Raw genomic sequence first — 14,560 nt, 5'->3', positions numbered from 1 at the left:
CGGCCTAGGCCTGTGCGACGGCCGCCGTCGCGGCGTCGGCTTCAACCTCAGCCTCCGCCAGCGGGACCTGAGTCGAAGCGGCTCGCCCGGGGCGCCTCCGGGCATTCCGCAGCGCGTCCACCGTCAGCAGCACCAGCGCGAGCCAGACGATCAGGAAGCCGGCCAGCCGGGCCGGCGGCACCGACTCGTGCTGCACCAGCACGCCGCACAGGAACTGCAGGATCGGCGCCAGGAACTGAAGGAGTCCGACCACCGACAGGGGCAGCCGGTTGGCCGCCGCGCCGAAGCAGATCAGCGGGACGACCGTGACCGGGCCGGCGAGGATCAGCAGGCCGGTGTTGCCGGCGCCGTGGTGCGCGAAGTCCAGCGTGCCCTGGCTTGCGAGCCACACCAGGTAGCCGATCGCCGGGAGGAACTGCAGGGTGGACTCCACCGCCATCGCCTCGGCCGCCGGTACCGCCGCGAGCTTCTTCAGCAGCCCGTAGGTCCCGAAGCTGCACGCCAGCACCAGGGCGATCCACGGCGCCTTGCCGTACCCGACGGCCAGCACCAGTACCGCGACCGCGCCGATCCCCACCGCGGCCCACTGGAGCCGCCGCAGGCGCTCGCGCAGCAGGAAGACCCCGAACAGCACGGTCACCAGCGGGTTGATGAAGTACCCGAAGGCGGTGTCGACGGTGTGGCCGTGGTTCACCGACCAGATGTAGACGAACCAGTTGACGGAGATCGCGACGGCCGCCGCCGCGAGCAGTGCCACCTTGCGCGGCGTCCGCACGATCTCGCGGACCCACCCCCAGCGCGCCACCCCGTCCGGCACGCGCCGCAGGGCCAGCAGTATCAGCACGGCCAGCAGCGACCACGCCATCCGGTGCGCGAGGATCTCGCCGGCTCCCGCGGGCTCCAGCAGCGGCCAGTAGAGCGGGAACAGTCCCCACGCCCCATACGCCGCGATCCCGAACCCCACCCCGAGCCGCCGCTCAGCGGCGCTCCCGCTGTCTTCCATGAGGGACACAATAGGGCGGTGAGCTGGCTCTGTCACAGGTAGATCGCGGGTTGGACTGTTACCGATACGGGCGACCGCCAAGGCGCCTGCGCGCAGACCGCCGCCGGCACAGCGAAGCGCCCCCGGACCCCAGGTCCGAAGGCGCTCCGCAGCGTCGGGTAGCGCGCCGCAGTACCGTGCGACGAGCCGCTACTCGTCGTCCCCGTACTCGCGCGGCAGCAGCTTGTAGGTCGGGTTCGCCATCGCCAGGTGGCCCTCCATCTCGCCGACCATGCCCTCGGCGCGCATGATCGCGCCGGGCTCGATGCCGGGGATGGAGCGGCGGCCGTAGAAGACCAGCGTGATGCCGCCGGAGGCGTCGTACAGCTCGGCCTCCAGGGCGGGGGAGCCCTTCACCGGGGACACCGCGACCGAGCGGATGCGGCCCTCGACCGCGGCGCGCTGGCGCCACTGGACCGTGGAGATCGCGCTGACCGGGACCGGCACGCCGTGGCCGGGGTCCGGGACGCTGGCGCATTCGGCGTCCAGCAGCATCTTCTTCGTGGAGCGGGGCTTGGCCGCGGTGGGAGCGGCCGCGTCGCCGGCGTTGGCCCGGGGCTTGCGGCCCTTCGAGGCCAGCTCCAGCTCCTCGATCGCCTCGACCACGTCGAAGGGCACGATCGTGGCCACCACGTGCGGCAGCGTCGACAGCACCTCGGCCAGGCGGTCGGCGGTGCGGTCGTGCAGCAGACGCCCGACGACCGGGGAGTACGTGCGCCGCGGGAGCAGCACGGTCACCTCGTAGCCGTCGGCGGTCTCGCGCGCCGCGAGCTCCATCGCCGCGCGGCGGATGCGGCGGTCGGGGACCTCGATGACCTCCAGCGGGATGTCCGCGGCCTGCGAGGCGTCCCACTGGTTGCGCAGCTGCTCGGCGTAGAGGTTGTCGACCATCAGGTGGACGGCGCGGACCTCGGTCGGGCGCAGCGAGCGGGCGTAGCGCAGCGTCTTGATGACCGCCAGGTCGACCGAGTCGACCAGGACCATCACCGAGGTCTGGGTCCGGGTCGGCAGCTCGGCCGAGGCCGGCGCCTTGGCCAGCGCCTCGGCCTCGCGCCGGTAGCGCTTGTTCAGCTGGATCAGGCCGAAGACCGCCGGCGGGAAGACGATCACGACCATCCACGCGCCCTCGGTGAACTTCACGGTCGCGAAGATCACCACGACCGCGAACGACATCACGCACGCCGAGCCGGCCACGTACAGCTTCCACCAGCGGTGCGGCTCGTTGCGCGTCCAGTGGTACTTCACCAGGCCCGCCGAGGCCATCACGAAGCCGGTGAACACCCCGATCGCGTACAGCGCGACCAGCGAGGTCAGGTTGCCGCCGGTGCCCACGAGCAGCACCAGCGACAGGATCGTGAGCACGATGATGCCGTTGGAGAACGCCAGCCGGTGCCCGCGGACCAGGAACTGCCGGGGCAGGAAGTTGTCCTCGGCGACGAAGGAGGTCAGGAACGGGAAGCCGTTGAAGGAGGTGTTGCCGCCGGTGTACAGGATCAGCGCCGTGGCCAGCTGCACCAGGGTCAGCATCACCGTGCCGAAGCCGTGCCCGCCCCAGGTGAGCTTGGTGATCTGGGCCAGCACGGTCGGGTTGCCGCTGGTGTAGGGGTCGGTCTGGAGCTGCCAGGCCAGGATCGAGATGCCCAGGACCAGCGAGCCCAGCGCGGTCGACATCCAGACCATCGTCTTGGCGGCGTTCCTGCCGGCCGGCTTCTTGAACACCGACACGCCGTTGGAGATGGCCTCCAGGCCGGTCAGCGAGGAGCCGCCGTTCGCGAAGCCCTTCAGGATCCACAGGACCGCCGTGACCTGGAACAGCGTGCCGGTGTAGGTGCCCAGGCCGAGCGCGCCGTTGGCCTGGTCGTGGATGCTCGTGGAGTCCGCCAGCCCGCCGGTGGCCAGTTTGACCAGCCCGACCGCCACGGTCAGCCCGGCCATCCCGATGTAGAAGTAGGCCGGGACGGCGAAGGACCGGCCGGCCTCGCGGATGCCGCGCAGGTTGCCGAAGCACAGCAGGATGATCACGAAGACCGACAGGTAGATCTTCCAGCTGTCGATGTTGACGTGGAAGGTGAAGGTCATCCAGGACGCGATGGCGTCGGTCCCGGCGGCGATCTGCACCGCCACCGTCACGATGTAGTCGATGAGCAGGGCGACCGCGGCGATCTGGGCGACCTTCTGCCCGAAGTTCTCGCGGGCCACCACGTAGGCGCCGCCGGCCTTGGTGTAGTGCCGGACGACGTCGCGGTAGCACAGCGTCAGCAGGAGCAGCAGGCCCAGGATCACCCCGGTGACCGGCATGACCAGGATGAAGCCCACGGTGCCGAAGTAGGGCACGAGCTGGGTCAGCATCTGCTCGGTGCCGTAGGCCGAGGAGGACACGCAGTCCGGCGCCAGCACGCCCAGCGCGATCGGGTTCGACAGCTTCTCGCCGTGCAGTTGGTCGTTCACCAGCGGCGTGCCGAGCAGGCGCTTCTTGACCCGGTAGCCCAGGCTCTCCGGGAGGTTGACGTCCGGCGCCAGCGCCCCGGGAGTGGCGACCGGTACCCCAGCGGCCCCCGAGCGAGCCCGTTTCGGCTCGGCCGTGCTGGTACTGCTCATCGCGAAGTGCCTCATTTCGGCGGGATCCAAGGTCCAACATGGTCCCTATGCCCATGCCGAAGGTCTGTCCTATCACCTCCGTGATCAGATCATCCAACTTCAGGGCGTTTGCATTTCGTTTGCACCAGCGCGAACGCCCCTGCCCGCGAGCGGGAGGGGCGTTCGCCGATCATGAGCCGTACGGGTGCGACCAGGGCCGTCGCACCGCGGTCGGACTCAGCGCCGGGTGAGGGCCGAACGGGGGAGTGTCATCGACCTCTCACGCTCACTCACGGAGTTCTCACGCGATGGTCCACGTGTCGGACCCCGTCAGGAGTTCGGCGAGCTTGCCCGAACCCAGGGTCCGCGCGGCCTCGTCGAGCTGTTCGGCCATCAGGGTGTCGTAGGTCGGCCGGGTGACGTCCCGGAAGACGCCGATCGGCGTCGGCGAGAGCGTGGCCGGGTCCGGCAGCCGGGACAGCGCGAAGGCCAGGTCCGGCTCCGGGGCGTGGGCGTCGTGCACCAGCACCGCGTCCCCGGCCTGCTCCAGCGGGACCACCTTCAGCGTGGCGTCGGGCATGCGGACGATGCCGTAGCGCTCGTCCTCGGGTCCGAACGCGATCGGCTGCCCGTGCTCCAGCCGGATCAGGTGCCGGTCCCGGACGGAGTTGTCCTTCAGGTTCTCGAAGGCGCCGTCGTTGAAGATGTTGCAGTTCTGGTAGATCTCGATCAGCGCCGTGCCCTCGTGCTCGGCCGCGGCCTGCAGCACCGAGGTCAGGTGCTTGCGGTCGGAGTCGATGGTCCGGGCCACGAAGGTGGCCTCGGCGCCCAGGGCGAGCGAGACCGGGTTGAACGGGGCGTCCAGCGACCCGTACGGCGTGCTCTTGGTGATCTTGCCCTGCTCGGAGGTCGGCGAGTACTGGCCCTTGGTCAGCCCGTAGATCCGGTTGTTGAACAGCAGGATCTTCAGATTGACGTTCCGGCGCAGCGCGTGGATCAGGTGGTTGCCGCCGATGGACAGCGCGTCGCCGTCGCCGGTCACCACCCACACCGACAGGTCGGGCCGGGAGGAGGCCAGGCCGGTGGCGATCGCCGGGGCGCGGCCGTGGATGGAGTGCATCCCGTAGGTGTTCATGTAATACGGGAAACGCGAGGAGCAGCCGATCCCGGAGACGAAGACGATGTCCTCCCGGGCGATGCCCAGGGAGGGCATGAACCCCTGGACCGCGGCCAGGATCGCGTAGTCCCCGCAGCCGGGGCACCAGCGCACTTCCTGGTCGGTCTTGAAGTCCTTGGTCGTGAGTTTCAGCAGTTCCGGCATTTCACACCCCCGCCTGTTCGGTCTTGTCCACGGTGTCCGCCCCGATCAGGTTCTTGATCACCCCGGCCAGCTCGGCGGCCTTGAACGGCAGGCCGCGCACCTGGTTGTAGCCGACCGCGTCCACGAGGTAGCGGGCACGGACCAGCATCGAGAGCTGTCCGAGGTTCATCTCGGGAATCAGGACTCTGTCGTACTCCTTCAGTATGCGCCCGAGATTGGCCGGGAAGGGGTTCAGATGCCGCAGGTGCGCGTGCGCGACCGGCTGCCCGTCGCGGCGGACCTGGCGGCAGGCGGCCTGGATCGGGCCGTAGGTCGACCCCCAGCCCAGGACCAGGATCCCCGCCTGGCCGGAGGGGTCGTCGACCTCCAGGTCCGGGACGTCGATCCCGGCGACCTTGGCCGCGCGCGTGCGCACCATCAGGTCGTGGTTCGCCGGGTCGTAGGAGATGTTGCCGGTGCCGTCCTGCTTCTCGATGCCGCCGATCCGGTGCTCCAGGCCGGCGGTGCCCGGGATGGCCCACGGCCGGGCCAGCGTCTGCGGGTCGCGCAGGAAGGGCCAGAACACCTCGCTGCCGTCCTCGAGCACCTTGTTCGGGCCGGCGGCGAAGTTCGGGGCGATCACCGGCAGGTCCGCGACGTCCGGGATGTGCCAGGGCTCGGAGCCGTTGGCCAGGTAGCCGTCGGAGAGCAGGAACACCGGGGTGCGGTACGTGACGGCGATCCGCGCGGCCTCCAGGGCGGCGTCGAAGCAGTCGGCCGGGGAGCGCGGTGCCACGATCGGCACCGGCGCCTCGCCGTTGCGCCCGAACATGGCCAGGAACAGGTCGGACTGCTCGGTCTTGGTCGGCAGGCCGGTGCTCGGGCCGCCGCGCTGGATGTCGCAGATGATCAGCGGCAGCTCCAGGCTCACCGCCAGGCCGATGGTCTCGCCCTTGAGCGCGATGCCGGGCCCGGAGGTCGTGGTGACCCCCAGCGCGCCGCCGAAGCTGGCGCCCAGGGCCGCGCCGATGCCGGCGATCTCGTCCTCGGCCTGGAAGGTCCGCACGCCGTGGTTCTTGTGCTTGCTCAGCTCGTGCAGGATGTCCGAGGCCGGGGTGATCGGGTAGGCGCCCAAAAACATCGGCAGCCCGCTCTGGTGGCTGGCCGCGATCAGGCCGTAGGCCAGGGCCAGGTTGCCGTGGATGTTCCGGTACGTGCCCTTGGGCATCGGCGCCGGGGCGATCTCGTAGGAGACGACGAAGTCCTCGGTCGTCTCCCCGTAGTTCCAGCCGGCCCGGAACGCCGCCACGTTCGCCGCCGCTATGGCCGGCTTCTTGGCGAACTTGCGCTCCAGGAACGCCAGCGTGGCCTCGGTCGGCCGGTGGTACAGCCAGGACAGCAGGCCGAGCGAATACATGTTCTTCGCCCGCTCGGCGTCCTTGCGGGAGATGTCGTGGCCCTCGAGGACCTTCACCGTCTGCGTGGTCAGGGCGACCCTGTGCACCTTGTAGCCGTCCAGCGAGCCGTCCTCCAGCGGGTCGGCGGCGTAGCCGACCTTGGTCAGCGCGCGGGGGGTGAACTCGTCGGTGTTGACGATGATCGTGCCGCCGCGCGGGACGTCCTTCAGGTTCGCCTTCAGCGCCGCCGGGTTCATCGCCACCAGCACGTCCGGCGCGTCGCCGGGGGTGAGGATGTCGTGGTCGGCGAAGTGCAGCTGGAAGGCGGACACGCCGGGCAGGGTCCCGGCCGGGGCCCGGATCTCGGCAGGGAAGTCGGGCAGCGTCGACAGATCGTTGCCGAACGCCGCGGTCTCGGAGGTGAACCGGTCACCGGTGAGCTGCATTCCGTCGCCGGAGTCGCCGGCGAAACGGATGATGACCCGGTCTACCTTCTCAACCTGCTTGGTCATGGGAAACCCGCCCTGTTGTGAGAAGTGTGTCGTTACCCGCACTACCAATGCTACGGCGGGTAAGTTTCCCCGAGCTGTAGTGGGATTGCTCGGATGTCTTACAACGCGGAACCGCGGTGAAAGAGATGTAAAGACGGGCGGGTCGCCTGGCGGCGCCCACCCATGATCGGCTAATGCGGTCCCGGCCCGGGCCGAAGCCCGGGCCGACGATGCCCTCCGGAGCCGCGCCGGAGTCGATATCCACAGGTCAGGGCCGTCCCAGTGCCCGGTAGGTCCAGCCGGCCGCGCGCCACGCCGCCGCGTCCAGCGCGTTGCGGCTGTCGATGATCCGGGTGTTGCGGACTTGCACACCGACCGCCGCCGGGTCAAGGTCCCGGAACTCCTGCCACTCCGTGAGGTGCAGGATCACGTCGGCCTGCTCCGCGGCCTCCATCGCCGATCCGGCGTAGGACAGGGTCGGGAACATCTTGCGCGCGTTGTCCATCGCCTTCGGATCGTAGACGGTGACCTGCGCGCCCTGCAGGTTTATGGACGCCGCGACGTTCAGCGCGGGGGAGTCGCGGATGTCGTCGGACTCCGGCTTGAACGCCGCGCCCCAGACCGCGACGCGCTTGCCGAGCAGCGAGCCGTCGCACTGTTCGCGGGCCAGGTCCACGGTCCGGGCCCGGCGCCGCATGTTGATGGCGTCGACCTCCTTGAGGAAGGCCAGCGCTTGGTCCACCCCGAGCTCGCCGGCCCGGGCCATGAACGCCCGGATGTCCTTGGGCAGGCAGCCGCCGCCGAAGCCCAGGCCCGGCACCAGGTAGCGGCCGCCGATGCGCGGGTCGTGGGACAGCGCCTCGGACAGCTGCATGACGTCGGCGCCGGCCGCCTCGCACACCTCTGCCATGGCGTTGATGAAGGAGATCTTGACCGCGAGGAAGGAGTTCGCCGAGACCTTGACCAGCTCGGCGGTCGGGAAGTCGGTGACCACCAGCGGCACGTCCTCCTCGAGCAGCCGGCCGTAGACCTGGCGCAGCGCCGCCTCGGCCTCGGGCGAGCGCACGCCGATCACCAGGCGGTCGGGGTGCAGCGTGTCCTCCACGGCGTGGCCCTCGCGCAGGAACTCGGGGTTCCACGCCAGCTCGGCGTCCGGCGCGAGCTCGGCGATCCGCTCGGCCAGCCGCGCGGCGGTGCCGACCGGGACCGTGGACTTGCCGACCAGCAGCGTGCGGCCCTGGTGCGCGACGGCCCGGGCCACGGCTTCGAACGCGGCGTCGACATAGGTCATGTCGGCGGCGTACTCGCCCTTCTTCTGCGGCGTGCCGACGCAGACGAAGTGCACCGCGCCCTCGCCGGCCCACGCGGCCAGCTCGGCGTGGTCGGAGGTGAAGGACAGGCGGCCGGCGGCGATCTGCGCGCGCAGCACCTCCTGCAGTCCCGGCTCGTAGAACGGGACGCGGCCGGAGGCCAGGGCGGCGACCTTCTCCACGTCCACGTCCAGGCCCATCACCTCGAAACCGAGCTCGGCCATGCAGGCGGCGTGGGTGACACCGAGGTACCCGGTGCCGATCACGGTGATCCGCACGTGTGTCTCCGATCTTGATGGGATGTCCGGCGAACCACCCCAGGGTAGACGGACAATCTATGGAGGTCCGCCGGGTGCGCGCCAGGGCTCCGGCGCGGGGGGAGTGAAAGCCGGGTTTCGCCGGGTTCTCTGAAACGGTTGAGCGGAGCGGTCGGGCCCCGCGGTCCTGACGGGCGATTCAGGGCCCTGACAGGTGATCACGCCTCGTAGGCGACTAAGGCGCAACGGGTAGGCGAACAGATGTCCGTGGCGGGACTTTTCCTGACTCTCGGCCGGTCCCCCGCACCTAGATTGATCGCTCGAGGAACCTCACAATCGAGCTCGAGTGTTGGGCGGAATGCCGTGGACACTGTTCGGGACGAGAGCGGTCGGGTGCTCGTGGACCGTGCCGAGAACGGGCGCTACCGCTGGCGGGCGAAGGCGGGCAACGGACGGATCGTGGCCATCTCCGCCCCCGCGTACTCCGGGATCGACGAAGCCCGCCGGGCCTACTCGCGCCTGCGCCGCGAGGCGCCGACCCTGGCGGCGCGCATCAGCCACGTGAAGGACGGAGCCGGCTGGACCTGGGTGCTCCAGTCGTCCAGCGGAACCCCGCTGGCGCGGTCCATCCGCTCCTACGAGCGTTACGCGACCTGCCAGATAGCGGTCGCCAAGTTCCTGGCCCTGCTGGCCGCCTCAGACGCCTGAGATGCCGGCCGCCCTGGTGGTGCGATCGGCGCAGGACGGGGAGCTGACCTGGGTCCTGCTGGCGGCCAACGGCCGTCCGCTGGCGCGTTCAGCAAGCGCTTACCGTACCGACGAGGCGCTGGTCGCGGCCTGGCGCGAGCTGGTCGTCGACCGCGACGCGCTCAGCATCCGGCTGGGCCGCGACGGGAGCGGGCCGGACTGGTGGTGGACAGCGGCGCTCCCCGCGCGCAGCACCGGCGGCCCGGGCGGGCGCGGGCGCCGCGGTGGGACCGGTCCGGGAGACGGGGCGGTGGTGGCGCGCAGCGCGCGCGGATACCTGCGTCCGGACCAGTGCCGGAGCGGGGCTTCGGGATTCCTCAGCGCCCTGTCGGGATTCTCGAGCCGACTTCGGTGAACGAGGGGTGTCCGAAGCGGTCCCCGGGCGCCACCGCGGGAGACAATCGGCGTGCCGCGCCGATCGCGCGGGCAGGGCCGTGCGGCTCCGTGGCCAGCGGCCATGCGGCCGGCGTAGAGCGCCGCACGGCCGGAACGGTCGGTGAGACGGTAGTGACAATGCGTCATACCGCGCCGAGAGTGAGTACCGTGTACCCCTTTATCGCAGGCGTCTGATTCGCCCGTTTGGGCGCAGGTGAACGCGAACCCCCGAAGGCGGCACCGTCGCGCCACTGCCGGAAGCACACGAGGTGTCGCAGCTCTCTGTTTCAGAGTTCGCACATGCCTTCCCGCCTGGGGCGATGTGCCCTGCGGCTGGGCTGTGTCCAGAGCCTGACCCCCGGCCTGCCTCTGGCCGTCGCGGCAGCGGTCGGCGAATCTCGTTCCCGCAAGGACCAGTCCCCCTTGCAGGAGGAAAGCAATGCGCTCTGTCACCCGTAAGTTCGCCATGGCCTCGGCGATCGCCGCGGCCAGCCTCGGCGTCGCGATCGCGTCCCTGGGCCCGGCCGCCGCGGACCCGCCCTCGGGCACCACTCCGGCCTCGACCGACATCGTCTCCACCGGCTCGGACACCATCCAGGCGTTCGACAACGGCCTGTCGGCCGCGTACAACGCGACCAGCCCGGCTTCGAAGTACTACAGCTGGGACGCGACCCCGGCCGGCAGCATCGTCCCGAAGACCGGCGCGGCCACCATCGCCCGGCCGAACGGCTCCGGCGCGGGCATCACCGCGCTGAACAGCAACACCAGCGCCACGGTCGACATCGCGCGCTCCTCGCGCGGCCCGAACACCGGCAGCACCGACTGGTTCATCCCGTTCGCCACCGACGCGGTGGGCTGGTCGGCCTACACCGGCGGCCACGCCCCGTCGAACCTGACGAGCGCGGAGCTCAAGGGCATCTACAACTGCACCTACACGAAGTGGAACGCCCTGCCGACGGACCCGACCACGTCCACCGACACCATCCAGGTCTTCCTGCCGCAGACCAGCTCGGGCACCCGGGCGTTCTTCCTGGCCGCGCTGGGCATCACCGCGACCAGCGAGCCGTGCTGGCAGACGGTGACGCCGGAGGAGAACGAGGGCACCGACGCGGCGTTCGCCGGCAACACCGACGCCATCTACCCCTACTCCCTGAGCCACTACGTCGGCCAGGTCTACGACGGCAAGGGCAGCGGCTCCGACGAGCCCGGCGCGCTGGACGCGCTGCGCTCGCTGGACAGCGTTCCGCAGATCGACACCGCGAACAAGGTGTGGAACTCCAACCTGTCGCTGACCTACACCCGCAACGTGTACCACGTCGTGCGCCAGGCCGACTGGGCCAACGCGACCGAGGGCCCGCGTCTGAAGGCGCTGCTGAACCGCTCGGCCGCCGGCGGCTGGCTGTGCGCGAACGGCAGCACCCTGATCAGCAGCTACGGCTTCCACGCTCTGGCGAGCGGCTGCGGCACCCTGCAGCCGGGCATCTGAGCACAGCCGTCAGCACCCTGGCGCCGGTGACCACCGGGTCGCCAGGGGTCTGAGTACCACCGGTCCCCCCGGGATCTGAGCACCACCGGGCCCGTCGGAGCCGTCCACGGACGAACCGGCGGGCCCGGCCCATCGGGAAAACCCTTCGCCCGTTGTTCTCATTCTTTCTCGGTCAGTCCTGCAGACCAGACCAGACTTTCCAAGGAGTCCCCATGAACCGCAACGCCCTGCGTGCGCTCCTGCCCGCCGCCGCCCTGGCCGCGACCGTCGTCGCGCTCCCGTCGGCGAGCGCGACCGGCACCCCGGCCTCCGGTTCGGTCACCGTGACCGCCACGAACGCCTTCCTCACCCAGGAACTCCGCGCCGGCATCGCCGAGGTGCCGCTGCCCTCCGCCACCGGCGGCTACAGCAGCACCGCCGGCGGCACCGCCACCTTCCCGGTCACCGGCGGCGACGCCGTCCTGCCGCGGTTCGTCGGCAGCATCACCCTCGGCGGCGGGCTGGCCTTCGCCGACGGGCTGACCGGCAAGATCATCTGCTTCCACCAGGTGGCCTTCGGCGGCGACACCCAGGCGCTAACCGCCGTGCCGGACGGCCAGAGCACGCCGGTGACCCTGTTCGTGCTCGGCGACAACACCGTGGGCAGCGGCGTCGGCGTCACCCCGCAGACCCTGACCGGCGACGCCGACCTCGACCCCAGCGGCGCGGCGTACCTGGACCAGGCGCTGCACACCTCGTTCTTCACCGGCGGCCAGATCGTCGGCTCGCTGAGCGTCACCTTCACCCCGGCCTCCTGAAGCACCCCCGCCCCGGCCGCGAGCCGGCACCGGTGACACCCGGGGCCGGCTGGCGGTCGACCAGCGTTTCCGCCTTGGCCGCCTCCCGGCCGGGCTGCCGTCGCCCTCGGGCGGGCGAATGTATGCGTCCCCTGATTTTCTCACCCGGAGGTTCTCCCATGTCGCCCCGTGAAGCGGGACTCCGGCGCCGGCCAGGACTGCGCGCCTACTGCGCCGCGGTGCTCGCCTGGACCGTCACGTTCATGACGGCCCTGGTCCTGTTGCCTCCGAGTGCGCACACGACCGCCGTCGCCCACGCCGACAGCACCAGCGTCACCGTCCAGGGACCCCAGAGATACGACCCCGGGACCGGGGCGCTGGGCGCTCACGGGACCGTGACCGTCTCCCAGACCCGGAACCTGGTGGACCAGATGGTCCACGTCTCCTGGACCGGATTCACGCCGAGCACCGACGGCGCCTACGTGGTCGTGGGCCAGAGCGGGAGCTGGAACGTGGTCCACTACCCGGTGGTCGTCTACGAATGCCGCGGCGCCGACCCGAAGATCACCGACTGCTACGGCTCCTACCACTACGGCCAGAGCGCGGACGACACCAACGGCGAGGGATTCGTCCAGCCCGCGGTCGGGCCGGGCCTGCAGGCGCCGGACTACCCCACCAACGAGCAGGGGGCGGTCACCGCCGGCGACGCCACCGGCGGCCTGGACCTGGAGGTCTACACCGCCAGTCAGGCGCCGAGCCTGGGCTGCGACGCCGCCCACCAGTGCTCGATCGTCGTCGAGCCCAACTACGGCGGCGACGCCCTGGGCTTCAACACCGCGGACGGCTCGGCGAACTGCGCCGACCACTCCGCCGACGCCGGCTTGGGCGGTGAGGCGACCAACGTGACGTTCGGCAGCGTCGACTACACCGGCACCGGCTCCCAGAGCGGCGAGCAGTGCGCCTGGAACTACCGCACCGTCGTCCCGATCGACTTCGCCCCGGTACCGGGCTCCTGCGCGGCCAGCGCCACCGACGTGGTCGCCGAGGGCATGCCGATGCTGGACCGGGCGCTGACGCAGTGGGTGGTCGGCTCGTGCCTGGCCGGGAACACCCCGGTGACGGTCAACGCCAGCACCGACCTGACCGAGCCGGAGGCGCGCGGCGACTTCCTCGCCGGGGCTCCCGGCGCCGACGTGGCGTTCACCTCGCTGCCCGCGGACCCCGCGGCGAAGAGCGCGCGGCCCTACACCTATGTACCGGTGGGCAACACCGGGATCGCGATCGCGTTCTTCGTCGACGATCCGGTGACCGGCCTGCCCATCCGGACCATGAACCTCGACGCGCGGCTGGTCGCCAAGCTCCTGACCCAGTCCTATGACCTCGAGTACGTCCCGGGCCTGCTGTCCGACACCGCGTCGGTGGCGGGGAACCCGTCCTGCATCTTCGCCGACCCCGAGTTCCTCGCGCTGAACCCGACGGGCGGCGCCTTCACCTGGCCGAGCTGCCAGGACGTGACGGCGCTGAACACGCTGCCCATCGTGGCCGGCGGCAAGACCGACCTGGTGCGGGAACTGACGACGTGGATCATGTCCGATCCCGACGCCCGGTCCTTCCTGGCCGGCAGCCCCGACCCGTGGAAGATGCACGTCGACACCTTCTACCGAAGCTCTAAGTACCCGTACCCGATCGACAGCCTGATCACCCAGGACTCCAGCGGGCCGCCGCTGGACCCGGCCACCGGCAAGCCGGTCGACCCCGCCGGCGGCCACCGGGACTACGGCCACCTCAAGGGCTTCGAGTGGAATCCCATCCAGTCCGGGCTCGACGAGGTCCTGCGACACCTGATCACGGCCACGCCGACCTGTATCACCCCGGATTACGACCCGGCCGTCGGCGGGCACGGCAAGTGCGCGGCCGAGCACATCGGCTCGCGCGGGGTGCTCGCCATCATGGACACCGGCCGCGCCGCCGCGTTCGACCTGCCGGCCGCGTCCCTGAAGAACGCCGCCGGCGCGTACGTCGCACCGACCGCGCCGGCCATGGCGGCCGCGGCCTCGGACTTCGTGACCGACCCCGCGACCGGCACGCAGTCGCTGCAGTGGGGGAACGCGGGTCCGGCCTACGCCGGCGACGCCGCCGCGTACCCGCTGACCGTCCCGGCGTACGCGATGGCACCGACCTCCGGCGTCTCGGCGGCCAAGGCCGCCTCCGTCGCGAACTTCCTGGCCGCGGTCACCGACAACCGCAGCGGCCAGCTCTCCGGCCAGGCGCCCGGCGAACTGGCTCCCGGGTACGTCGCGGACACAGCGGTCCAGTCGGTGCAGGCCGGTGTCGCGCTGACCAAGATCCGCGCGGCGGCGGGCCCCGCCGGACCGGCTTCCACGGTGACCGCCACCGGCCCGCCGACGACGTCCGGCAACCAGGTGCTCACCCCCGTCACCGTCTCGAAGAACGGCACCACATCGGTGTCCTACCTCACCAGCACGCTCGGCGGCGGTACCGGTGGCACCGGCGGCATCGGCGGCACCGGGTCCGGTGGCTCCGGCTCCTCGTCGAAGGGTGCTGTCGCCGGCGGCAGCAGCGGTCCCACCCGCAGCATCACCGGCTCAACCGCTGCGGCCTCGGTGGGCAGCGCCAAAGCGGACACCGCGGGCTTCGGGCGGCTGGTGCTGCCGATCCTGCTGATCGTCGGCCTGGTGCTGATGGCTGCCGGACCGGCGGCGCTGATGCTGTCCTCCGGGACCGCCGGCGCCAGAATCCGAGCGCTGTGGCCGCGATCCTCGCGCCGGTTCGGCCGGTGAG

At 70.9% G+C, this 14,560-nt stretch carries 10 protein-coding genes; 5 read left to right on the top strand and 5 right to left on the bottom strand.

Annotated elements, in window-relative coordinates:
* Positions 1–4: 4 nt before the first annotated feature.
* The 5 genes from rarD to CACI_RS37905 form a co-directional block, all read right to left on the bottom strand.
* Positions 5–1,003, bottom strand: coding sequence for an EamA family transporter RarD (rarD, locus tag CACI_RS37925; RefSeq protein ID WP_015796223.1), 999 nt, complete (start codon positions 1,001–1,003; stop codon positions 5–7).
* A gap of 189 nt (positions 1,004–1,192) precedes the next feature.
* Positions 1,193–3,640: an amino acid permease gene (locus CACI_RS37920; protein WP_015796222.1), complete on the bottom strand. Its 2,448-nt coding sequence runs from the start codon at positions 3,638–3,640 to the stop codon at positions 1,193–1,195.
* 280 nt (positions 3,641–3,920) lie between these two features.
* Positions 3,921–4,940 (bottom strand): 2-oxoacid:ferredoxin oxidoreductase subunit beta, encoded by a 1,020-nt coding sequence (locus tag CACI_RS37915; RefSeq protein WP_015796221.1) that lies wholly within the window; start codon positions 4,938–4,940, stop codon positions 3,921–3,923.
* Position 4,941: 1 nt separating this feature from the next.
* Positions 4,942–6,828 (bottom strand): 2-oxoacid:acceptor oxidoreductase subunit alpha, encoded by a 1,887-nt coding sequence (locus CACI_RS37910; protein WP_015796220.1) that lies wholly within the window; start codon positions 6,826–6,828, stop codon positions 4,942–4,944.
* A gap of 247 nt (positions 6,829–7,075) precedes the next feature.
* The gene (locus CACI_RS37905; RefSeq protein WP_015796219.1) at positions 7,076–8,395 is read right to left on the bottom strand and encodes a UDP-glucose dehydrogenase family protein; all 1,320 of its coding nucleotides are present in this window, start codon (positions 8,393–8,395) and stop codon (positions 7,076–7,078) included.
* 342 nt (positions 8,396–8,737) lie between these two features.
* Here CACI_RS37905 and CACI_RS37900 point away from each other — a divergent pair, with 342 nt between their 5' ends.
* The 5 genes from CACI_RS37900 (at position 8,738) to CACI_RS37880 (ending at position 14,559) form a co-directional block, all read left to right on the top strand.
* Positions 8,738–9,082: a YegP family protein gene (locus CACI_RS37900; RefSeq protein ID WP_015796218.1), complete on the top strand. Its 345-nt coding sequence runs from the start codon at positions 8,738–8,740 to the stop codon at positions 9,080–9,082.
* A gap of 1 nt (position 9,083) precedes the next feature.
* Complete coding sequence (locus CACI_RS37895) at positions 9,084–9,476, top strand: hypothetical protein (protein WP_015796217.1); 393 nt, start codon at positions 9,084–9,086, stop codon at positions 9,474–9,476.
* Positions 9,477–9,935: 459 nt separating this feature from the next.
* Positions 9,936–10,982: a substrate-binding domain-containing protein gene (locus CACI_RS46665; protein ID WP_015796215.1), complete on the top strand. Its 1,047-nt coding sequence runs from the start codon at positions 9,936–9,938 to the stop codon at positions 10,980–10,982.
* Positions 10,983–11,194: 212 nt separating this feature from the next.
* On the top strand, positions 11,195–11,779 hold the full coding sequence (locus tag CACI_RS37885) for a hypothetical protein (protein WP_015796214.1): 585 nt from the start codon (positions 11,195–11,197) through the stop codon (positions 11,777–11,779).
* A gap of 158 nt (positions 11,780–11,937) precedes the next feature.
* Positions 11,938–14,559, top strand: coding sequence for a hypothetical protein (locus tag CACI_RS37880; RefSeq protein ID WP_015796213.1), 2,622 nt, complete (start codon positions 11,938–11,940; stop codon positions 14,557–14,559).
* The last annotated feature ends 1 nt before the right edge of the window (position 14,560 follow it).

Source organism: Catenulispora acidiphila DSM 44928, from assembly GCF_000024025.1.
GTDB classification, from domain to species: Bacteria; Actinomycetota; Actinomycetes; order Streptomycetales; family Catenulisporaceae; genus Catenulispora; species Catenulispora acidiphila.
Note: the sequence above shows the minus strand (reverse complement) of the source record. Positions and strands in the feature narration are given on the sequence as shown.

Bases quoted from the DNA above. Each gene is read 5' to 3' on its own strand.
- CACI_RS37915 (WP_015796221.1), bottom strand. From the start codon at position 4,940: ATGCCGGAACTGCTGAAACTCACGACCAAGGACTTCAAGACCGACCAG.
- CACI_RS37910 (WP_015796220.1), bottom strand. From the start codon at position 6,828: ATGACCAAGCAGGTTGAGAAGGTAGACCGGGTCATCATCCGTTTCGCC.
- rarD (WP_015796223.1), bottom strand. From the start codon at position 1,003: ATGGAAGACAGCGGGAGCGCCGCTGAGCGGCGGCTCGGGGTGGGGTTC.
- CACI_RS37885 (WP_015796214.1), top strand. From the start codon at position 11,195: ATGAACCGCAACGCCCTGCGTGCGCTCCTGCCCGCCGCCGCCCTGGCC.
- CACI_RS37895 (WP_015796217.1), top strand. From the start codon at position 9,084: ATGCCGGCCGCCCTGGTGGTGCGATCGGCGCAGGACGGGGAGCTGACC.
- CACI_RS46665 (WP_015796215.1), top strand. From the start codon at position 9,936: ATGCGCTCTGTCACCCGTAAGTTCGCCATGGCCTCGGCGATCGCCGCG.
- CACI_RS37920 (WP_015796222.1), bottom strand. From the start codon at position 3,640: ATGAGCAGTACCAGCACGGCCGAGCCGAAACGGGCTCGCTCGGGGGCC.
- CACI_RS37880 (WP_015796213.1), top strand. From the start codon at position 11,938: ATGTCGCCCCGTGAAGCGGGACTCCGGCGCCGGCCAGGACTGCGCGCC.